Source organism: Solwaraspora sp. WMMA2080 (genome assembly GCF_027497395.1).
GTDB lineage: Bacteria > Actinomycetota > Actinomycetes > Mycobacteriales > Micromonosporaceae > Micromonospora_E.
This window is the reverse complement of record NZ_CP114910.1, coordinates 5,823,600-5,844,125: the sequence shown is the minus strand read 5'-3', so window position 1 is coordinate 5,844,125 and position 20,526 is coordinate 5,823,600. Positions and strand designations below refer to the sequence as shown.

The following is a 20,526-nucleotide window of genomic DNA, read 5'->3' as shown; positions in this document are numbered from 1 at the left end:
CGACAACTTAACGATGGTTCGGCCAGACTATCGCCATGACGGAAGAAGCTCCTGCCGAGGCCGCTGCGGACTATGTCACAGACATCGGCCTGCTGAAGATCGACCATGTCGGGATCGCTGTGGCGGATCTGGACACCGCGCTCGATTTCTACACCCGCACCTTCGGCATGCGCTGCGTACACCTGGAAGTCAATCACGCCCAAGGGGTACGCGAGGCCATGCTCGCCGTCGGGCCGGTGCCCGACGGCGGTCAGGTGCAGCTGCTCGCCCCGTTGTCTGCCGAGTCGACCATCGCCAAGTTCCTGGACCGCAACGGCCCCGGGATGCAGCAGCTGGCGTACACGGTGGTGGACATCGACGCGGCGTGCGCGGCGCTGCGCGAGCGCGGACTACGGCTGCTCTACGACGCACCTCGGCCGGGCACCGCAGGTTCGCGGATCAACTTCGTGCACCCGAAGGACGCCGGCGGCGTCCTGGTCGAGTTGGTCCAGCCGGCGGCGACCCCGGACCAGCCGGCCTAAGTCACAAACCGGCCCGGTCGTACCGACTGGCCGGCCAGTTCCGGTCCGCTGATGCGGATCGACGGACCGGAACTGGTCGGTCGGGAATGCCGAAAGGAAGCGGGCCGGACAACTTCACCGGTTTTCAGGTACGGCGTCCGACGGCGGGCCACCCGGCGTGGCACTGGCGGCGTAACGGTTCGTCGTCGGCTGGCCCGCAGGCTGAGCCACGGCCCCACCCGGCGTCGCCCGGAAAGCACCCAGAGGAACCGCTCTGAGCTGCTCATACATCGCCATGACCGGGCTCTGGACGGAGTGCACGGCGATGACCCGACCACCCGAAAGACTTCGTTGCGTACGCATACGCCTACAATTCGTATACCGAGCGCCGGTCGGCCAAGGAAAGATGACCATGTCGGCTATCGTGGTGACGGGCAGTTCGCTCTTGCGAAACACCCTGGTACATCTGCCACTATGTCTCAATGCCCCAGCAGCAGTCCTCCCTTGCGTTCTTCGATAACGCCAGCGCTCCGCACGACTTCACCGTCGTGCTTCGTGGCTACGACCGCAACCAGGTGGATGACCACCTGCAGCGCCTGGTAGCCGCCCTCACCCAGTCGGAGCAGGCTCGAGCTGAGGCCGAGCAGCGGATGAACGACGCGCAGCGCCGGCTCCGCCAGGCCGAGCAGCGGCTCAACGCGGTCGAACAGAAGCTCACCGACACCAACAAGCAGCTCGAGGAGAACAACCGGCCCACCCTCTCCGGCCTGGGAACCCGGGTGGAGCAGATTCTCCGGCTGGCCGAGGAGCAGGCCAACGACCACCGCGGTGAGGCCAAGCGGGAGTCCGAGGGCATCCTCTCTGCGGCCCGGCTGGAGGCCCGGGAGATCACCGACAAGGCGCGGGCCGAGGCCGCCGCGATGAAGGCCGGGGCCGAGCGGGAGGCGGGCAGCGTCCGGACCGCGGCTGAGCGGGAGGCGGCCGAGGTCCGGGTGCAGGCCCGCCGCGAGGCGGACACGCTGCGGGCCGACGCGGAACGGGAGACCAAGCAGCTGCGGGCGGTCACCGCCCACGAGGTCGCCGAGCTGAAGTCGACCGTGGAGCGCGAGGTCGCCACCCTGCGGGCCACCGCGGAGCGGGAGATCACCCAACTGCGGGCCAAGGCGGCCCGGGAGGCTGAGGAGAAGCGGGCCGAGGCGACCAAGCTGCTCACCGACGCCCGCGACAAGCGGGACAAGGATCTGCAGGCACTGGAGCTGCAGCTGGCTGAACGCCGGGAGAAGGCCGAGCGGGAAGAGTCCGAGCGGCACGCCGCCCAGGTCGCACAGACCCAGCGGATGGTCGCCGAGGCCGAGGGGCGTGCCCGGGCCGCCGAGGACCGGTCCAAGGAGATCGAGCAGCGCGCCGAGGCACGCCGGATCGAGTCCGAGCGGTCCGCCCAGGAGACCGTGGACAAGGCGAAGTCGCTGGCGGACAAGACTCTCAACGAGGCGCGCAGCGAAGCCAACCGACTGCTCACCGAGGCCCGGACCGAGGCCGAGCTGACCACCCAGGCCGCCCGCCGCGAGGTCGAGGACCTCAACCGGCAGAAGGACGCGGTCACCTCGCAGCTGGGCCAGATGCTCTCCGGCCTGGCCGGCATCGTTCCCGGCGTGCCGGCGGGCGGCGCGGACAGCGGCAAGGCCGACGAGAACGCCGAGCCGGTCAACGCCAAGTCGGCGAGCTGACCACTGATTGGACACCGTTCAGCGAGCTGACCAGCTGAACCGAACCGCCGAAGGGCCGCGCCGGTGCTCCGGCGCGGCCCTTCGCGTTCGGTGCCCGGTCCCCTGCTGTGCGTGTCCCGGCCAGCCCTGCCGCCCGGCGGCGACGCGCACGATCACCGCCGGTGATGCGGCATACCCGCTGGGCGAATGGTTCACACCTGGCAAATCATCCGAAGTGACGCGCGTCCTGTCAGGAGCATGGGTATCGCCCCGCAACAGGGCGTTGCGTGTGAGGATGGAGCCATGGCGCAAGGCGAAGAACTCTTCAACCTTGACGGGGACTCCGGATCGGGGCCCAACTTCGAGCTGGCGATCCGGGGGTACGACAAACGTCAGGTCGACCGCTACATCGCCCGTACCGAGAACGAGCTGGCCACGCTCGGCGCGGAACGGGAACAGATTTACGTGCAGATGCACACCCTGGCTGCGCAGATCGAGCAGCTCCAGGCCGATCTGACCGAGGCCCGGAGGGAGACCAGCTTTCTGGACCAGGTGTCGTTCCGGCACCTCGGCCCGCGGGTCGAGCAGATCCTCGGGCTCGCCGAGGACCAGGCTGAGGAGATCCGGTTCAACGCGGCCGAGGAGATCGACTCCCGCCGCGCCGAGGCCGAGCAGGTGCTCGCCGACGCCCGGCAGCAGGCCGACACCGCGATGCGCGACTTCGAGCTGGCGCTCGCCGCTCGCCGCGCGGAGGAGGACCGCGCCAACGCCGCCCGCCGCGCCGAGGCCGAGGCGACCGTGACCAGCGCCCGTGAGGAGTCGGACAACCTGCGGGCTGCGGCCGAGGCCGCTCTCGTCGCTGCCCGGGAGGAGGCCAACCAGCTCATCGCCACCGCCCAGCAGCAGGCCGACGACGCGCTGCACGCGGCACGACGGGAAGCCGACGACACCGTCAAGGCCGCCCAGCGGGAAGCCCGGCAGACCGTCACCACCGCCCAGGAACAGGCCAGCAACGCGGTCAGCACCGCCCAGGAGACCGCCGACCGGACCCTGGCCGACGCTCAGGCCGAAGCCGAACGGCTGGTCACCCAGGCCCGGATGGACGCCAGCCGCATGGTCACCACCGCCCAGGAAGAGGCAACCAACCTGCGCGAGGCCGCCGAAGCGGCGGTCGCCGCCGCCCGGCAGGACGCCGAACGGATCCGTACCGAGGGCGAGGCCGCCGCCGAGTCGGCCCACCGGGAGGCCGCCCAGGCCGTCGAGCAGGCCACCGAGTACGTCACCCGGACGCACGCCGAGACCGACGCGTTCGTCGCGCAGACCCGCGCCGAGCTGGACCAGGAGCTCACCGCCCGACGTGACCAGGTCGAGCAGGAGCTGACCACGCTGCGCAGTACCGCCGAAGCAGAGGTCGCCGAGCTACGCGACGGCGTACAGCAGGAGGTCGACCGGCGCCGCGCGACGATGGAGCAGGAGATCGGCGAGTTGCGGACCGCCGCCGAGCAGGAGGTGGAGCAGTGGCGCAGCACCACCCAGGAGATCATCACCAACCAGCGCGGTGAGGCCGAGGAGTACGCAACCCACATCCGCTCCCGGGCCGAGGAGCAGGCGGTGACCATCCGCCAGCAGGCCGAGGAGTACGCGCTCAGCACGCGGGGCAGCGCCGACGAGCACGCCGCGAGTGTCCGACGTCTCTCCGAGGAGCACGCGGCGATCGCCCAGCGCCAGCTGGCCAGCAGTCAGCAGCAGGTGGCATCCGCCCAGCGTGAGGTGGTCTCCGCCGGTCAGCAACTCACCGAGGTGCTGCAGGAGGTCGCCGAGGCGCAGCAGGCACTGGCCGACCTGCGGCACCAGATGGTGCTCACCCGGCAGGAGTCCGACGAGGCACGGCGTACGCTCAGCGCGGTCCAGGCCGAGCTTGCCGGCGAGCAGCAGCGCCTCGCCGGGATGCGGGAAGCCGAGCAGGTAACTCTGGCGCAGGAACCAGAGCCGGCGGAACAACAGCCCGAGCCGACCGCACAACAGCCTGAGCGGGCACCGGCGACGCAGGCTCCCGCGGCGGAGCCGGAGCAGACCCTACCGGTGGACGCGGTCCCGACCGAGGCGGTGTCGGTCGATCAGACCGCCGAGAAGGTCGTTGCGGGCGCGCCCGAGCGCAAGCGCCGTACCCACGCCTGACCCCGGCCCGCGGACCGCCGATGATCCTGCCGTGCACATGTGGGGTGGCCGGCTTCACTCCTCGGTGAGCAGCCCATCGCACTCGACGTGGCGCTGCCCGGTGCGGGGGCAGACGAACCGGCCGTCGCCGTCCGCGACCAGCGGTACGCCGGCCCGGCCGACCCAGCCGACCCGGCGCGCCGGCACCCCGACGACCAGGGCGAAGTCCGGGACGTCCCGGGTGACCACGGCCCCGGCGGCGACCGTCGCCCAGCGGCCGATACGCACCGGGGCGACACAGACCGCCCGGGCACCGATCGCCGCGCCGGTGCCGATGGTGACACCGACCGCAGTCCAGTCGTCGCCGGTCTTCAGCCGCCCGTCCGGGGTGACCGCCCGGGGGTACTCGTCGTTGGTCAGCACCGCCGCCGGCCCGATGAACACTCCGTCGTCGAGCTGCGCCGGCTCGTAGACGAGGGCGTGATTCTGCAGTTTGACGTTGTCGCCGAGCCGGACCCCCGGACCGACGTACGCTCCGCGGCCGATGATGCAGTTGCGGCCGACCGACGCGTCCTCGCGGACCTGGGCCAGGTGCCAGACGCGGGTGCCGGCACCGATACTCGCCGTGTCGGCCACGTCGGCCGAGCCGGCGACAGTGGCGTCGGCGTCAGTGGCGTCCGGACGCGCTGCGGTTGCACTCATGAGCCGTGATCCTTCCTGGTCACCGGCAGTGTGCCAGAACTGCCGGAGGTGCGGCGCACACGGTAGGGGGTCACCGACGCCGCCGATGTCGGGAAACCGACCCTGCGCCCCGAAGCGGCCGACTCTCCGGCTGGAAGGGACCGACCCTCCGGGCCGGCACTGGCCGACAGGTGGACCCAGGCCGACGAAGGTACCTCGTGACCTCGCGGTTGTGCCGGGTTTACGTCACAGTGCTGGCGTCGGCGTGGCAGCGCTCGGTAGCTTCCCGAACGGACCCTCTCCGCCGGGCCCACCGATGGGCCGCGCCCATCCGGCGGTGGCCCGGGTCGGCCCGGCTCGCCCGGGTCAGCATGCCCCCCGACGAAATGGACATCCGTGACTCATCCGCCTGCCATGCCGGACGAGCCCATCGGCGTAGCCGTCATCGGCGCCGGCTACTGGGGCCCCAACCTGGTCCGCAACTTCATGTCCAGCCCGGCGTTCCGGCTGCACTGGCTCTGTGACCTCGATCTCGGTCGGGCCCGCGCGGTGCTCGGCGACTACTCGACGGTCGGCGCGACAGACGACCTGGCCCGGGTACTCGCCGACGACTCGGTGCGTGCCGTGGCGATCGCCACACCGGCCGGCACCCACCTCGAGGTCGCCCTCGCCGCGCTGCGCGCCGGCAAGCACGTGCTGGTCGAGAAGCCGCTCGCCGCCAACCACGCCGACGGAACGCGGCTGGTCGCCGAGGCCGAGCAGCGCGGACTGACCCTGATGTGCGACCACACCTATTGCTACACCCCGGCGGTGCTGCGTATCCGGGAGATGCTGCACTCCGGCGAGCTGGGTGAGCTGCACTACCTCGACTCCGTACGGATCAACCTGGGCCTGGTGCAGCGCGACATCGACGTCGTCTGGGACCTCGCCCCGCACGACCTGTCCATTCTCGACTTCGTGCTGCCGCCAGGGGTACGGCCGGTGTCGGTCGCGGCGCACGGCGCCGACGGCATCGGCGCCGGCCGGGCCTGCGTGGCGTACCTCACCCTGCGGCTGAGCAGCGGCGCGATCGCCCACGTGCACGTCAACTGGCTGTCCCCGGTCAAGATCCGTACGACGATCATCGGCGGGTCGAAGCGGACCCTGGTCTGGGACGACCTCAACCCGGGCCAGCGGCTCGCCCTGTTCGACCGGGGCGTCGACGTCGCCACCTCCGACGAGCTCGGCACCGAGGCCCGTCGGGACACGCTGGTGTCGTATCGCTCCGGCGACATGGTCGCCCCGGCGCTGACCGAGCGGGAGGCGCTGCGCACCATGGTCGACGAATACGCCCGCGCCATCCGTACCGGCACCCCGGCGTTGACCGACGGCCGTTCCGGCCTGCGGGTGCTGGCCATCCTGGAAGCCGCCACCCGCAGCCTCGCCGCCGGCGGCACGATGATCCCGCTGGACGAGGAGCCCGCCGCATGACCGTCGCAGCCACTCCCGGCGCCGCCCCCGCGGTCGACCTGGCCAACTCGACCGTGCTGGTCACTGGCGGCGCCGGCTTCATCGGCTCACACCTGACCGAGCATCTCGTCTCGCTCGGCGCGCAGGTCGTGGTGCTGGACAACTTCCGCAACGGCACCCGGGAGAATCTGACGTTCCCCGGTGCCGAGTCGGTCCGGGTGATCGAGGGCGACATCTGCGACCCGCAGACCTGCCATGACGCGATGGCCGGGGTCGACGTGGTGTTCCACCTGGCCTGCCTCGGGGTACGCCACTCGCTGCACAGTCCGGTGGAGAACCACCAGGTCAACGCGCTCGGCACACTCAACGTGCTGGAGGCGGCGCGGGCCGCGCAGGTGTCCCGGCTGCTGTACGTGTCGACTTCGGAGATCTACGGTCGGGCGCTGGAGTTCCCGATCACCGAGCAGACCACCCCCTGGCCACTGACCGTCTACGGCAGCAGCAAACTCGCCGGCGAGCACTACGCCCGCTCGTACCTGGAGTGCTGGGGGCTGCCGGTGGTCTGCGTCCGGCCGTTCAACAACTACGGGCCGCGGTCGCACTTCGAGGGTGACTCCGGCGAGGTGATCCCCCGGTTCATCCTGCGGGCGCTGGCCGGGCAGCCGCCGGTGGTCTTCGGCGACGGCAGCGTCACCCGCGATTTCCTGTACGTGCGGGACTGCGTCGAGACGCTGGCCCGGGTCGCCGAGTCGACCGAACTGGTCGGCGAGGTGGTCAACCTCGGGTACGGCGAGGAGCTGTCCATCGGGCTGCTGGCCCGCACGGTGCTGGAAGCGGTCGGCCGCACCGACCTGCAACCGGTGTACGAGCCGCCGCGCCCGGCCGATGTCCCCCGGCTCTGGGTGGACACCTCCAGACTGCGCAAGACGGTCGACTTCGCCCCCCGCGTGTCGTTGGCCGAAGGCATCGGCCACACCCTCGAGTACTTCCAGCGGTTGCTGCGCGAGCAGCCCGGTGCGCTGGAGCGGATGCAGACCAGGAACTGGAGCCAACCGGCATGAGCGAGACCAGTCCGCGCCGCATCCAGGTGATGCTGCCGATGCTCGGCGAGGAGGAGGAGCAGGCCGCCGCCGCGGCGATCCGCTCCGGCTGGGTGGCCCAGGGCCCCCGGGTGGCGCAGTTCGAGCGCGAGTTCGCCGCCGTCGTCGGCGCCGACCACGGGGTGGCGGTCAGCTCCTGCACCACCGCGCTGCACCTGGCGCTGGTGCTGCACGGCGTCGGCCCCGGCGATGAGGTCGTCGTGCCGTCGCTGTCGTTCATCGCCACCGCGAACGCGGTCCGGCACGCCGGTGCCGAGCCGGTCTTCGCCGACGTCGACCTGGTCACCGGCAACCTGACCGTCGAGACGATCGAGGCGGTACGCACCCCGCGTACCCGGGCGGTGATCGCGGTCCACCAGGGCGGCATGCCGTTCGACACGGCCACGCTGCGTACGGCGGCCGCCGGCTGGGGCGTACCGCTGATCGAGGATGCCGCCTGCGCGGCTGGTTCCCGCGCGTACGGCCGACCGGTGGGTGCCGGGGCGACGGTCTCCGCCTGGTCGTTCCACCCGCGCAAGGTGATCACCACGGGTGAGGGTGGCATGCTGACCCTGGACGACGCCGACGGTGCGGCCCGGCTGCGCCGGCTGCGCGAGCACGGCATGAACGTCTCCGCCGCCGACCGGCATGCCAGCGCCCAGCCGGTGCTGGAGGCCTACCTGGAACCGGCCTTCAACTACCGGATGACCGACATCCAGGCGGCGGTCGGCCTGGTCCAGGTCGGTCGGCTCGCCGGCCTGGTCGCCGGCCGGCGGGCGCTCGCCGCCCGCTACCACCAACTGCTCGCCGGCATCGACGGCCTGGTAGCGGTGGTCGACCCGGCGTACGGCGAAACCAACTTCCAGTCGTTCTGGGTACGGGTCGACCCGGAGTTCGGCGTGAGCCGCGACGACGTGCTCACCGGGCTGTCCGACGCCGGGGTGTCGGCCCGGCGCGGCATCATGGCCGCTCATCTGGAGCCGGCGTACGCCGACGTCACCCCGGCCCCGCTGCCGGTGACCGAGCGGCTGACCCGCGACTCGCTGATCCTGCCGCTGCACCACGCCCTCACCGAGGCCGACCAGGACCACATCGTCGCGGTGCTGCGCAAACTGGCCGGCCGATGAGGGATCTGCTGATCGTCGGCGCCGGCGGGTTCGCCCGGGAGACCGCCGCCGCCGTCGCGGCGGTCAACGCGGTGTCGCCGACCTGGCGGCTGCGCGGCTTCCTCGACGACGACCCGGCGCTGCACGGCAGCCGGCGGGTTGACGTACCGGTGATCGGTGGCACCGACCTGGTCGCCGAACTGGCCGACGCGGCCGTGCTGGTCTGCGTCGGCAACCCCCGCAACTACCGGTCCCGGCAGCGGCTGGTCGAACGGTTCGGCCTGCCAGCGCAGCGCTACGCCACCGTGGTGCACCCGGCGGCCCGGATCGGTGCCGGCTGCACCGTCGGGCCGGGCAGTGTGCTGCTGGCCGGGGTGGATCTGACCGCCGAGGTGTCCGTCGGTGCACACGTCGCGGTGATGCCACAGGTGGTGCTGACCCACGACAACGTGATCGGGCCGCACGCCACGATCGCCTCCGGGGCGCGCCTCGGCGGCGGAGTACGGCTCGGCGACGGCGTCTACGTCGGTGCCGGCGCGCTGCTGCGCGACGGGATCGCCGTCGGTGCCTGGTCGCAGCTGGGCATGGGCTCGGTGGTGCTGCGCGACGTACCCGCCGACGAGGTGTGGGTCGGCGCGCCGGCCCGCTTCCTGCGCCGCGCCAACGCGCCGGTTGACGGCCCGGCCGACACCCCGGTTGACGGCCCGGCCGACGCCCCGGCCGACCACCCCGCCGATCGAACGAACGAGTCGCAGTTGAGGAGTCACGCGTGAGCAGCATCCCCCTCGTCGACCTGGCCGCCGCCCACACCGAGGTGGCCGAGGAGGTCGATGCCGGTTTCAAGCGGGTCCTCGCCGGCACCGCGTTCATCGGCGGCGCCGAGGTGACCGCCTTCGAGGCCGAGTACGCCACGTTCAGCGGCGTGCCGCACTGCGTCGGGGTGGCCAACGGCACCGACGCGCTGGAGCTGGCCCTGCGGGCGGTCGGGGTCGGCCCGGGCAGCGAGGTGATCCTGCCGGCGAACACGTTCATCGCCACCGCCGAGGCGGTCGCCCGGGCCGGCGCCCGGGTGGTGCTGGTCGACTGCGACCCGGCGACGTACCTGATCGACGTGGACGCGGCACTGGCCGCGGTCACCCCGGCCACCCGGGCGATCGCCCCGGTGCACCTGTACGGCCAGCTCGCCGAGGTGGACCGGCTGCGCGCCGGGCTCGCCAGCCTGTCCGCCACCGGGCAGGAGATCGCGATCGTCGAGGACGCCGCGCAGTGCCAGGGGGCGACCCGGCACGGCCGGGGCGCCGGTGCCGACGGGATCGCCGCCACCAGCTTCTACCCGGGCAAGAACCTCGGCGCGTACGGCGACGCCGGCGCGGTGGTCACCGCCGACGCCCAGCTCGCCGCTGACGTCCGGCGGATGTCGGCGCACGGCAGCGTCCGCAAGTACGTGCACGAGGTGGTCGGCTTCAACAGCCGACTCGACGGGCTGCAGGCGGTGGTGCTGCGGGCCAAGCTGGCCCGGCTGGCCGACTGGAACGACCGACGGCGCGCCATCGCGGCCCGCTACCACGAGCTGCTGGCCGGCCTCGACGTGGTCCGGCCGGTGACGCTGGACGGCAACGTGCACGTCTGGCACATCTACTGTGTCCGGGTGCCCGGCGGGGCTACCCGGCGGGACGCCGTGCTGGCCGTGTTGAACGCCGCAGGGATCGGTGCCGGCATTCACTACCCGGTACCGGTGCACCTGACCCCGGCCTTCGCCGATCTCGGCTACCCGGCCGGGTCGTTCCCGCACGCCGAGTCGACCGCGCCGGAGCTGCTGTCGCTGCCGATCTACCCGCAGTTGACCGCCGAGCAGCAGGACCGGGTCGTCGAGGTGCTGGCCGCCGCGCTGGCGGGTTGACCGGACAGTCCACCGTGTACGTCACCCTGCGCGACCGGCCCGGCGCGGACTCGGGCACCCCGGGCCGGGCCGTCGGCCGGCGGGTGTCCGGCACCGTGCTGCTACTCGGCACGGTCAGCCTGCTGACCGATGTCTCCTCGGAGATGGTCGCCTCGGTACTGCCGCTGTACCTGACCGTGGTGGTCGGGCTCAGCCCGGTGGCGTACGGCTTTCTCGACGGCGTCTACCAGGGGGTCAGCGCGCTGGTCCGGATCGCCGGCGGGTACGCCGGGGACCGCGGTGGGCACCCGAAGTGGGTGGCGGTGGTCGGCTACGGCGCGTCGGCGTTGAGCCGGATCGCCATGGTGCCGGCCCAGGGGTTCGCCGCGATCACCGCGGTGATCACCACGGACCGGCTCGGCAAGGGGCTGCGCACCGCGCCCCGGGACGCGCTGATCGCGGCCTCGTCGGACCCGGCGATGCTGGGGCGGGCGTTCGGCGTGCACCGGGCGTTGGACACGCTCGGCGCCGCGCTCGGGCCGCTGGTGGCGTTCGCCCTGCTCGCCGCTGTCCCGGGCAGCTACGACTCGGTGTTCCTGGTGTCGTTCGCGTTCGCGGTGGTCGGCGTGGCGGTGCTGGTGCTGTTCGTGCCGAACCTGTCGACCGCGGTGGGCGCGGTGCGGTTCGGGGTACGGCGGATGGTGGCCGAGGTGACCGGTGCGCGGCTGCGCCGGCCGCTGCTCGCCGCCGGGCTGCTCGGCCTGTCGACCGTCGGCGACGGCTTCCTCTACCTGACGTTGCAGGACCGCGACGACTTCGCCGCGCTGTACTTCCCGCTGTTGTTCGTCGGCACCAACGTGGCGTACCTGCTGCTGGCGGTGCCGATGGGCCGGCTGGCCGACCGGGTCGGCCGGGCGAAGGTGATGGTTGCCGGGCACGGCGCGCTGCTCGCCTGCTACCTGCTGGCCGCTGTGCCGGCCGGCGGCGTCGGACTGACCGTCGCGGTGCTGCTGCTGCTCGGCGTCTTCTACGCCGCCACCGACGGGGTGCTGCCGGCGCTGGTCGCCCGGTTGGTGCCGGCCCCGGCCCGGGGCAGCGGGATCGCCGCCGCGCAGACGGTGGTGGTGCTGACCCGGTTCGTCTCGTCGGTCGCTTTCGGTCTGTTGTGGTCGGTGACCGGTCCGGCCGGTGCGGTGCTGGTCTTCTCGGCGGTCCTGGCCGGCGGCATCCCGACGGCCTGGTGGCTGCTGCATGGCGTGGACCGGGCTCCGGCGGCCGGCGACGCCGTACCGGCGGGTGGGGGGTCCTGATGGGGCTGCGGGTCCGGCTGGCGGTCCTCGCCGCGATCGTGCTGCTGGTGACGTTCGGCGCCGGCGGGTACGTGTGGCAGGTCCGGCAGTCGCAGGCCCGGGTGCAGGCCGACGCCAGCCCGGTGCCGGTGCGAGCCGACGTGGCTGCGGTCCGCGCCGAGGCGCACCTGGTGTTCCGCTCCACCGCGCTGGGCACCGGCTACGGCGAGATCGCGATGACGCCGCTGAGTGACCCGGACGGTCCGCGGGCGCTGACCGGGGCGAGCTGCGAGCGGGTGTACGCCACCGACTCGCAGACCATCTGCCTGTCCGCCGAGCGTGGGCTGCTCACCGTGTACCGGGCGCAGCTGCTGGACACCGGGTTCGAGCCGAAGCAGGACCTGCCGTTCACCGGGATCCCGTCGCGGGCCCGGCTGTCGCGCGACGGTACGTTGGCCGCGACGACGTCGTTCGTGGCCGGCGACTCCTACGCCAACCCGGGCGAGTTCTCCACCCGTACGGTGATCACCCGCACCGACGGCGAGATGGTCGGCGACATCGAACAGTTCCCGCTCTACGTCGACGGTGAACTGGTCACCGCGGTCGACAAGAACCTGTGGGGGGTCACCTTCGCCGACGACGACCGGTTCTACGCCACCGCCGCCTCGGGTGGCCGGACCTGGCTGGTCGAGGGGAGCATCGGCGGGCGCCGGGTCGACGCGCTGCGGGAGGACGCCGAGTGCCCGTCGTTGTCACCGGACCGGACCCGGGTGGTGTTCAAGAAGCGCGGCGACCTGCCGCCCGGCCAGTGGCGGCTGGCCGTCTACGACCTGGCCACCGGCACCGAGACCGTGCTGGCCGAGACCCGCAGCGTCGACGACCAGGTCGAGTGGCTCGACGACGGAAACGTCGTCTACGGGCTGCCCCGCGACGCGGACGGCGGTGCGGCGACCAGCGACGTGTGGCAGGTCCCGGCGGACGGTTCGGGAGCACCGCAGGTACTGGTGCACGATGCCTGGTCACCGGCGGTGGTCCGGTGACCCGACGAAGGAGATCATCTTGACGGAGCTTGCCGTGGTCACCCCGAGCTTCGGCCCGGATTTCGAGTTGTGCGCCGCGTTGCACCGCTCGGTGCTGGCCCACTCACCCGCCTCGGTGCGGCATCACATCATCGTGCCCCGGGCGGACCTGCCCCGCTTCGGCGCGCTGCGGGGCGACCGCACGGTGCTGCACGACGAGGCCGAGTTCCTGCCGTCGTCGGTCCGGTCGCTGCCGGGGACGAAGTACTCGGTGAACCTGCGCCGGCCGTTCCCGCCGCTACGCGGCTGGATCCTGCAACAGGTGATCAAGTTGTCGGCGGCGGCCCGGATCCCGGCGGACGTCGTGGTGCTGGTCGACTCGGACATCGAGTTCGTCCGGCCGTTCTCCGCAGCGACCTTCCGCCGCGACGACGTCGTACGGTTCTACCGCCAACCGGACGAGGTCGACCAGCGGCTGCCCCGACATGTCCGGTGGCACGAGGTGGCCCGCGCGTTGCTGGGGTTGCCGGCGCAGCCGCCGCCCTACCCGGACTATGTCTCGTCCCTGCTGGCCTGGGATCCGCAGATCGTCCGAGGGCTGCTGCAGCGGATCGAGTCGGTCACCGGGCGGCGGTGGGTCGATGTCGTCGGCGCACAACTGCACTTCTCCGAGTGGACGCTGTACGGCGTCTACGTCGACGAGGTGCTCGGTGGCCGGGCGGCGACCGGGTACGCCGCGACTGGCAGCCGGTGCCACGCGTACTGGGACGAGGTGCCGCTCGACGAGTCGTCGGTGGCCCGTTTCGTCGCCGGGATCGGCCCGGACGACGTTGCCGTGATGATCTCGGCGAAGTCGCGGACGCCCTTGGAACTTCGCCGGGCGGCGATCACCGCGCTGACCGGCTGAGCGACCGGTCAGTACGCGCCGCAGCTGGAACCGCCGTCGACCCGGTAGACGTGCACGGCGTTGCCGTCGATGAACGAGTCGGTGAACCGACCGTCGTCGGCGAGCAGGGTGCGGTCCTCATCGAGCACGGTGATCCGGGCGTCACCGACGCACGGCAGTTGGAACGTCGCCTCGGCGACGCTGCCACCCGCCGAGCCGGCGAGCAGGTGGAAATGGCCGTCGTACCATTTGGTGGCCAGGTCGACGCCGGCGGAAACGCTGGCCACCCCGTCGGCGTACGGCGCATTGAGCACCGGCGCGAGCTGGGTGATCCGGGCGTTGACCGCCGCGACGGCCGACCGCACCGGCGCATAGCAGGGCTCCCGCAGGGCGTGCTGGCTCTGGCAGGGGCCGCTGAAGCTGTGGTTGAAGTAGACGATCCCTCGGGCGCCGTGAATGATGCTGCTCCACACCGCCGCGACGACCTGCTCCGGGGCGATCGTCGGGTAGTGCTCCTCGTTGAACGGACGCCCGACCTCGACGAAGCTCCAGACCGGTCGGCTGCCGGGCGGCGAGACCAGGGACCGGACCCGGTCGACGGTACGGCCGTAGTTCGCGGCCCGGTGGCACAGCTCGGCGGGCAGCCGCTCGGCTCCGTCGACGGTGGTGAGCTGGTCGGGGTCGAAGAACCGACCGCCTTCGCTGTGCCCGCAGATGCCACGGTCGGTGAACCAGTAGGTGTCGACCGACACGACGTCGGCGAACTCGTTGACGAAGCGGGCGGCATCGGCGTCGCTCTGCCAGAACGCAATTCCCTTGCCGTAGTTGGCCATCCGCAGTCGCTGGTCGTCCGGGAGCCGGTCGAGGATGTCGCGCTGCACGGTATAGCCGCACTCGCCGTCAGCCGGTTGGCAGATATCACCCTGCCCAGGAAAGTTGCCAGTCCAGGGATCGTCGCCCGGCCCCGCCCACATGTCGGCCTCGTCGGAGATCAGCCAGCCGCCGGTCTCGTCACCGTGTTCGCCGATCGGGCTGGTGATCGTGTGCATCCCAGCGGCTCGGACGAGGTCGAGGTTGGTGGTGCCGGTCAACTCGACGTACGTGTTGAGGCCGATCTCGGCGTCCTTGGCGGTGTCGGCGGGGTCGGTGACGCTTTCCAGCCAGACCCCGATCGGGAAGAACCCCGCATCGGTGGGCAGGGACGGGGAGAAGCGGTCGTAGAAGTCCGGGCCGCCGTCGACCGGGCGCAGCGTCGCACCGGCACCGCCCGCAGTCGCGACCGTGCCGGGGGCGATCCCAGCGGCGACCGGGCCTCGGGCCGTGACGCTGATCGCCCATGCCGTGCCCGCGACGCCGAGCGCGCTGAGGACGATCATGCTGACGATCAAGATCCAGCGCCGACGTGACGTGGCGGCGACGACCATGGGCGCCCCTTTGTACGGCACCTACCGGCGCCAGTGATTCAACCAGAAGTAGTCGGACAACCACGATGAGCGGAGAGTCCGATGCTACCAACAGCCGTCGGCGACAAACGCCCGCTTTGCCCGCCACTTTCCGCGTTCAGCAACGCGCTGTCCGGCAACCGACAGTAGCGCAGCAGTGGTGGCGCCCAGGTACGATCGCGCCGGTACCCCGACCCCCCGCTGCACGGAGTTCTCACGTGATCAACCGACTCGCGGACCAGGCCAAGGGCCTGGTCCAGTCCCGTATGACGGCGGCAGAGATCAACCGGCGGCAGGTTCCAACCTTCCGGACCACCGACGTACAAACCGGCACACCGACCGTCTACTACCTCGCGCCGGACAACCCGCGGCCCAGCGGCGGGGTACGGGTCATCTATCGCCATGTGGACCTGCTCAACGACATGGGCGTCCGGGCGTACGTCATGCACAAGGACCCGGCGTTCCGCTGCACCTGGTTCGCCAACCAGACACCCGTCGTCGCGGCCGCGAGCGCCTGCCTCGGCCCGACCGACATCCTCGTCGTCCCCGAGTGGTACGGACCCGGTCTGACCGCGATCCCGACCGGGCCACGCCTCGTGGTGTTCAACCAACGGGCGTACGACACCTTCGACCACATCCCGTACCCGGACACCCGCCCCGGTGCGCCCTACGCCGACCTACCCGGTATGACCGCGCTGCTGGCCGTCTCGCATGACAACGTCGAGCTGCTCAGCCATGCCTTCCCCGACATTCCGGTGCGGTTGACGCGCAACGTGGTCGACCCCGACGTGTTCGCTTTCGGCAGTTGGCCCAGGCGACGACGCATCGCGTACGTCGGGCACCGGCGGGCCGACGAACGCGACCAGTTGCTGCACATACTGCGGTCCCGCCGGGTGCTGGACGGCTGGGAGGTCACCCGGATCGCCGGACGCACCGAGCAACAGACCGCGGAGATCATGCGTGACTGCGCCATCTTCCTGAGCTTCAGCGACCGCGAGGGGTTCGGTATGCCACCCGCCGAGGCGATGTCCTGCGGCGCGTACGTGGTCGGCTATCCGGGCCTGGCCGGTCGCGAGTTCTTCGATCCGGCCCACTGTGCGCCGGTGCCCGACGGAGACCTGTTGGCCTTCGCCCGCGCCGTCGAACAGGCCTGCGCCACCTGGGCCACCCAGCCGGAGGAACTGGCCAGACGGGCGGGTGCCGCCTCGGCTGCGGTGCGGGACCGCTACACCGTCGCCGGCCTACGTCACGACCTCACCGCCTTCTACCGCCCGCTGTTCACCACCGGCTCACCACCGGCTGACCACGGGCTGACCACGGGCTGACCACCGGCGCGGAACGCACCCACCGACCCGTCAGCCGCGCCAAAGTCCCGCCACCGGTCGGCCCGGTCAGCTGTCCGGCCCGCACCGGTCGGCCTGGTCAGACGCCGTACCGGCTCCAGGTGCGGTAGCGGGCATCGTTGCGCAGTCGGCGCCCGACCACGCTGGCGGCGAAACCCGGCACCAGCGGGGCGAACCGTGGACCGATCGCCCGACGCCGCTGCAGCCCCGCCCAGTGCGGTAGCTGCTCTGCCGCCGGATACGTCTCCCGGGCGAACTCCACGTACCAATCGACCGGTTCATGGTCGGTCAGTCGCCGGTCGTAGGCATGACACGCCGATTCGAGAGCCTCGGTGGCCAGCGCCCGACGGGCCAGGTCGTGCAGCTCCCGGGCCCGGGGCAAGCTGCCACCGGGACCGCCGAACAGCACGTCGAAGGCGGTCCGCCGCTCGATAAGGTCGGTCCGCCGCCCGGACGCTGCGGTGACGCTGACGCTGGCCGCGTGTTCCCGGTGCCAGGCCTGATCGGCACCGTCGACGTGGCCGACGTCGGAGACCGCTGCCACCCGCATCCAGGCCTCCATGTCGCAGGCGTACCGCATCCGGCTGTCCCACGGGCCGACCTCGGCGTAGACGCTGGCCCGGACCACGGCCTCGGGAGTGGTGATGCAGTTGACGCCCAACCGGCACCGCTGGGCGATCCACTCCTCGCCGGACCAGATCGTCCAACCCGTGGCCTCCGAACGGAACTCGGTCGGCACCTCACCATCGAAGTGCACCGGGTGGCCGTACACCAGACCGACCTCGGGGAACTTGTCAAACAGCCGCACCGCGCGGGCCAGTGCCCCCGGGGTCAGCAGGTCGTCCGCGTCGAGCCGGACAACGAACTCCCCCGTGGCCACCGCCAGCCCGTCGTTGAACGCCACACACGGGCCGTGGTTGGTCTCGTTGTGCACCACGACCAACCGGGGTTCATCGGCTTGGAGCGTGGCCAGCACCTGCCGGGTGTCGTCGGTGGAGCAGTCGTCCACGACGACGACCTCGATCTCGACGCCCTGCTGGGCTAGGGCGCTGCCAACGCTCGACGGCAGGAACCGCCCGTAGTTGTAGCTCGGGATGATCACCGAGACCCGGGGGGTACGGGCCGGGTCGCCGGCTGGGACGGGTGCCGGGACCCGGGTGCGGGGCAGCAGCGCCCGGCGAGCTGACATTGACATACGTCAACCTCTTTCAGGGTCGGACAGCCGTGGCGAGCGGCGTCGTCGGGGCAGGTGGCTCCGGAGGTGGCGGACCGGGCTGCGCCGGGGCGGCCGGCCCGTGCTCCGCCGACTGGTCGGCCGGTCCAGACTCAGCCGACTGGCCGGCCGCCTTCAGATCCCGCAACCGCTGCCGCAGCCAGGGCAGCAACGGCCCGGCGAACGCCACGGTCATCACGGCACCGCCGGCCAGCAACTGCCACAGCGCGCCCGGCACGGTACGCACCACCAGCAGGCCGAGCGCCACCGCAGGCACCGCCACGACCAGCGGCAGCACCAGCGCACCGCCCAACGCCCGCAGCCGGACCCCGTGGCGACGCAGCGCGACCGCGTACATCGGCAGGATGAGCAACGCGCAGACCAGCGCATGCCCGACGCCGGCACCGACCAGGCCGTACCAGCGCACGCCGAAGATCACCGCGGGGAAGAGCGCGGCCAGCCAGACCACCTGGGCGACGAACAATGCCCGGCTCGCACCGACCGCGATCAGGAAGGTCGCCACCAGGTCGAACAGCACCCGGAACGCCCCGAAGAAGGCCAGACCGGCCAGCGCGTCGGCCGCCATCGACCAGCGTTGGCCGTACAGCAACGGCACCACGACACTGGCCAACCCGGACAGCAGTACGCCGACGAGCAGCGCGACGGTCCAGGTCAACGCGGCGGCCGAGACGAATCCGGCGGCCTTACGCCGGGGGTCGGTCACGGTGGCGAAGGCCGGCAGTGCCACCGCCCGGATCGCCACCCCGAGGGCGCTCATCGGCCAGGTGGAAATGTTGAACGCCAGGGTGTAGAGGCCGAGCATCACCGTTCCTGCGGTGGCCCCGACGGTCAGGTGACCGACGTTCATCACCACCCAGGACAGTACGTTGGCGCCAGCCAACGGCACGCCGAACCGGATCAGGCTGCGGGCCACCGCCGGGTCGAACCCGAACGTCGGCCGGGACCGGGTCAGGACGAACTGCATCACGGTGACCATCGACTGGGCCACCACCCGGGAGATCGCCAGCGACATCGCTCCGAAACCGAGCAGCACCAGGGCGACCGTGACGGTGGTGCTCACCACCAGGCTGGCACCGTCGAGGCCGAGCTGGGCACGTTGGCGGAACTCCCGCTGCATGACCGCGTACGGCACCACCGACAGGCCGCTGAGCACCAGCGTCAACGACATCACCTGCACCACCGGGGTGGCCTGCGGGCTGTCCATCGCCGCCGACACCGGCCCGGCCGCCAGCGACATCGCACCGGCCAGGCCCAGGCTGGTCAGCAACGAGATGGTAGTGACGGTGCCGGCGCGGCCCTGCACCCCGTGCCGGATGATGTCCGCGCTCATCCCGAGGTCGGCCAGGGACATCACGATGGTCTGCACGGTCAACGCGACCGCGAAGACGCCGAACTCCTCCGGGGCGAGCAGCCGGGCCAGCAGGACGCCGACACCGAGGCTGCCGATCCGCAGGGCGATGCTGTTCAGGGTGCTCCACGCGAGGGCGCGCTTGACCCGGGCACCGAGCGGGGCCGGTGCCGCTGCGTCAGCCGTCACTGCCGCTCCCGGCCCCGGTCCGGCCGGCGGCGAACCGCTGCCGGGCCAGGCTCGCCTTGAAGTTCAGCAGATGGGCGGTCGGATGTGCCATGGCTCCGGCCCGGCGCGGCAGGTTCAGCCGTTGCTGCACCGCGCGGGCGTAGATGTCCGTCTGCCGCCGGCCGGCGGCCTGCAGGCTGAACCGTTCGACGACGGTACGGCGGCCGAACTCGCCCAGCTCGGCCCGCTGCCGGGGGTCGGCGGTGCCGAGTTCGGTGAGCGCGGCGGCGACCCGGTCGGTGCCGTCGGTGCCGTCGCCGAGGCCGTAGAACCCCTGATCGAGAAAGACCGGCAGGGTCTGCGGGGTGAGCGGCAGCCAGAACCCCTGCTCGCCCTGCACGACGACGGGCTTGGCGAAGGCCATCGCGCGCAACGCCGACGACCCCATGCCGATGACGATGTCGGCGGCGGCGTACGCGTCGTGCGGGTCGAGCATCGCGCCGGTGAGGGTGACCACCTCTGCGCCCCGCTCGGCGTTGGCCTTGTCGGCCGTCTGCTGGATCTCGGCGCGGGCCTCGCCGTCACCGACGATCAGCAGCCGCATCCGCAGCGCCGGGTCGATGCCGACCATCGCCCGGGTCGCGGCGAGCAGTCCTTCGAGTTTGAGTGCCGCCGCCAACCGGGAAACCGACACCACGGCGATCTCGTCGGCGGCGATGCCGAGGGCACGCCGGGCCGGCCCGGGATCGGCGACCGGGGCGTTGGCGTCGGTGTCGATAGGCGGTTCGATGACGTGCACCTCGGTCCGGTGCGGGCGTTCCTGGGCGGCGATCTGCTCGGTGCCGACGATCAGCGGCAGGTGCCGGGGCACCCAGGCCGGGACCTCCATGGAGAGCACGGTGACCACGAGCGGCACCCCCTGGCGCAGGTACGCGCCGTAGGCTGCCTCCAGGCTGGGCGCCCACTCGTAGGCGTGGACCAGGTCGATGCGGCGGTGCCGGACCACGGCGGCGATGGCGGCGACGTTGCGCGGTGACGGCGCCTCGCCCTTCGGTGGGGCCTGGACGAACTCCAGGCCCCACTCGTCGACCATGCTCCGCAGCTCGCCGTCCGGACCGTAGATGATCACCTCGTGCCCGAGTTTGGCCACGGTCGCCGCGATCTCGATGGCGTTGATCTGGCTTCCGCCGATCTCCATCGTGTGCAGGCAAGTGAGGATACGCACCTAGTGTCCCTTTCA

The 20,526-nt window shown here is 71.7% G+C and carries 17 protein-coding genes; 12 read left to right on the top strand and 5 right to left on the bottom strand.

The annotated features are described in order from the left end of the window. The first annotated feature begins 35 nt into the window (after positions 1–35). The 3 genes from mce (at position 36) to O7543_RS26820 (ending at position 4,384) form a co-directional block, all read left to right on the top strand. Positions 36–521: a methylmalonyl-CoA epimerase gene (gene mce / locus O7543_RS26830; protein WP_281551317.1), complete on the top strand. Its 486-nt coding sequence runs from the start codon at positions 36–38 to the stop codon at positions 519–521. 461 nt (positions 522–982) lie between these two features. After that, a complete protein-coding gene (locus tag O7543_RS26825) occupies positions 983–2,227 on the top strand; it encodes a DivIVA domain-containing protein (protein WP_281551318.1) in 1,245 nt (414 codons plus the stop codon). Between the two features lie 282 nt (positions 2,228–2,509). Next, on the top strand, positions 2,510–4,384 hold the full coding sequence (locus O7543_RS26820) for a hypothetical protein (protein WP_281551319.1): 1,875 nt from the start codon (positions 2,510–2,512) through the stop codon (positions 4,382–4,384). 54 nt (positions 4,385–4,438) lie between these two features. Here O7543_RS26820 and O7543_RS26815 read toward each other — a convergent pair whose 3' ends face one another. Then, on the bottom strand, positions 4,439–5,065 hold the full coding sequence (locus O7543_RS26815) for an acyltransferase (protein WP_281551320.1): 627 nt from the start codon (positions 5,063–5,065) through the stop codon (positions 4,439–4,441). Between the two features lie 393 nt (positions 5,066–5,458). Between O7543_RS26815 and O7543_RS26810 the strand changes: the two genes are divergently transcribed. The 8 genes from O7543_RS26810 to O7543_RS26775 are packed head-to-tail and all read left to right on the top strand — an operon-like array spanning position 5,459 to position 13,772. Continuing rightward, a complete protein-coding gene (locus O7543_RS26810) occupies positions 5,459–6,514 on the top strand; it encodes a Gfo/Idh/MocA family oxidoreductase (RefSeq protein ID WP_281567286.1) in 1,056 nt (351 codons plus the stop codon). Then, the gene (locus O7543_RS26805; RefSeq protein WP_281551322.1) at positions 6,511–7,554 is read left to right on the top strand and encodes an NAD-dependent epimerase/dehydratase family protein; all 1,044 of its coding nucleotides are present in this window, start codon (positions 6,511–6,513) and stop codon (positions 7,552–7,554) included. The genes O7543_RS26810 and O7543_RS26805 overlap by 4 nt, the downstream gene beginning before the upstream one ends. Beyond that, positions 7,551–8,699, top strand: a complete 1,149-nt coding sequence (locus O7543_RS26800) for a DegT/DnrJ/EryC1/StrS family aminotransferase (RefSeq protein ID WP_281551323.1) — start codon at positions 7,551–7,553, stop codon at positions 8,697–8,699. Before O7543_RS26805 ends, O7543_RS26800 begins: the two co-directional genes overlap by 4 nt. Beyond that, on the top strand, positions 8,696–9,451 hold the full coding sequence (locus O7543_RS26795) for an acetyltransferase (RefSeq protein ID WP_281551324.1): 756 nt from the start codon (positions 8,696–8,698) through the stop codon (positions 9,449–9,451). Before O7543_RS26800 ends, O7543_RS26795 begins: the two co-directional genes overlap by 4 nt. Continuing rightward, a complete protein-coding gene (locus tag O7543_RS26790) occupies positions 9,448–10,578 on the top strand; it encodes a DegT/DnrJ/EryC1/StrS family aminotransferase (protein ID WP_281551325.1) in 1,131 nt (376 codons plus the stop codon). Before O7543_RS26795 ends, O7543_RS26790 begins: the two co-directional genes overlap by 4 nt. Next, positions 10,575–11,867 carry an MFS transporter gene (locus tag O7543_RS26785; protein ID WP_281551326.1) on the top strand — a complete coding sequence of 431 codons (1,293 nt, stop codon included), beginning with the start codon at positions 10,575–10,577 and terminating at the stop codon, positions 11,865–11,867. Before O7543_RS26790 ends, O7543_RS26785 begins: the two co-directional genes overlap by 4 nt. After that, positions 11,867–12,886, top strand: a complete 1,020-nt coding sequence (locus O7543_RS26780) for a hypothetical protein (RefSeq protein WP_281551327.1) — start codon at positions 11,867–11,869, stop codon at positions 12,884–12,886. The genes O7543_RS26785 and O7543_RS26780 overlap by 1 nt, the downstream gene beginning before the upstream one ends. 19 nt (positions 12,887–12,905) lie before the next feature. Then, positions 12,906–13,772 (top strand): DUF6492 family protein, encoded by an 867-nt coding sequence (locus O7543_RS26775; protein ID WP_281551328.1) that lies wholly within the window; start codon positions 12,906–12,908, stop codon positions 13,770–13,772. Between the two features lie 8 nt (positions 13,773–13,780). Here the strand turns inward: O7543_RS26775 and O7543_RS26770 are convergent, their stop codons facing one another. Beyond that, entirely contained in the window at positions 13,781–15,175 is a 1,395-nt protein-coding gene (locus O7543_RS26770; RefSeq protein ID WP_281567285.1) for a hypothetical protein, read from the bottom strand. Positions 15,176–15,411: 236 nt separating this feature from the next. Between O7543_RS26770 and O7543_RS26765 the strand changes: the two genes are divergently transcribed. Beyond that, positions 15,412–16,518, top strand: a complete 1,107-nt coding sequence (locus O7543_RS26765; protein WP_281551330.1) for a glycosyltransferase — start codon at positions 15,412–15,414, stop codon at positions 16,516–16,518. A 97-nt stretch (positions 16,519–16,615) separates the two neighbouring features. Here the strand turns inward: O7543_RS26765 and O7543_RS26760 are convergent, their stop codons facing one another. From O7543_RS26760 to O7543_RS26750, 3 genes are read right to left on the bottom strand one after another with little or no spacing between them, the layout of a single operon-like run. After that, positions 16,616–17,731, bottom strand: a complete 1,116-nt coding sequence (locus tag O7543_RS26760) for a glycosyltransferase family 2 protein (RefSeq protein WP_281551331.1) — start codon at positions 17,729–17,731, stop codon at positions 16,616–16,618. Positions 17,732–17,744: 13 nt separating this feature from the next. After that, on the bottom strand, positions 17,745–19,307 hold the full coding sequence (locus O7543_RS26755; protein ID WP_281551332.1) for a lipopolysaccharide biosynthesis protein: 1,563 nt from the start codon (positions 19,305–19,307) through the stop codon (positions 17,745–17,747). Beyond that, entirely contained in the window at positions 19,297–20,511 is a 1,215-nt protein-coding gene (locus O7543_RS26750; RefSeq protein ID WP_281551333.1) for a glycosyltransferase, read from the bottom strand. Before O7543_RS26750 ends, O7543_RS26755 begins: the two co-directional genes overlap by 11 nt. Positions 20,512–20,526 lie beyond the last annotated feature (15 nt).

Excerpts from the sequence above, each read along its gene's own strand:
- O7543_RS26820 (WP_281551319.1), top strand. The coding sequence starts at position 2,510 with ATGGCGCAAGGCGAAGAACTCTTCAACCTTGACGGGGACTCCGGATCG.
- O7543_RS26815 (WP_281551320.1), bottom strand. The coding sequence starts at position 5,065 with ATGAGTGCAACCGCAGCGCGTCCGGACGCCACTGACGCCGACGCCACT.
- O7543_RS26800 (WP_281551323.1), top strand. The coding sequence starts at position 7,551 with ATGAGCGAGACCAGTCCGCGCCGCATCCAGGTGATGCTGCCGATGCTC.
- O7543_RS26810 (WP_281567286.1), top strand. The coding sequence starts at position 5,459 with ATGCCGGACGAGCCCATCGGCGTAGCCGTCATCGGCGCCGGCTACTGG.
- O7543_RS26805 (WP_281551322.1), top strand. The coding sequence starts at position 6,511 with ATGACCGTCGCAGCCACTCCCGGCGCCGCCCCCGCGGTCGACCTGGCC.
- O7543_RS26770 (WP_281567285.1), bottom strand. The coding sequence starts at position 15,175 with ATGGTCGTCGCCGCCACGTCACGTCGGCGCTGGATCTTGATCGTCAGC.
- O7543_RS26760 (WP_281551331.1), bottom strand. The coding sequence starts at position 17,731 with ATGTCAATGTCAGCTCGCCGGGCGCTGCTGCCCCGCACCCGGGTCCCG.
- O7543_RS26825 (WP_281551318.1), top strand. The coding sequence starts at position 983 with ATGCCCCAGCAGCAGTCCTCCCTTGCGTTCTTCGATAACGCCAGCGCT.
- mce (WP_281551317.1), top strand. The coding sequence starts at position 36 with ATGACGGAAGAAGCTCCTGCCGAGGCCGCTGCGGACTATGTCACAGAC.
- O7543_RS26780 (WP_281551327.1), top strand. The coding sequence starts at position 11,867 with ATGGGGCTGCGGGTCCGGCTGGCGGTCCTCGCCGCGATCGTGCTGCTG.
- O7543_RS26795 (WP_281551324.1), top strand. The coding sequence starts at position 8,696 with ATGAGGGATCTGCTGATCGTCGGCGCCGGCGGGTTCGCCCGGGAGACC.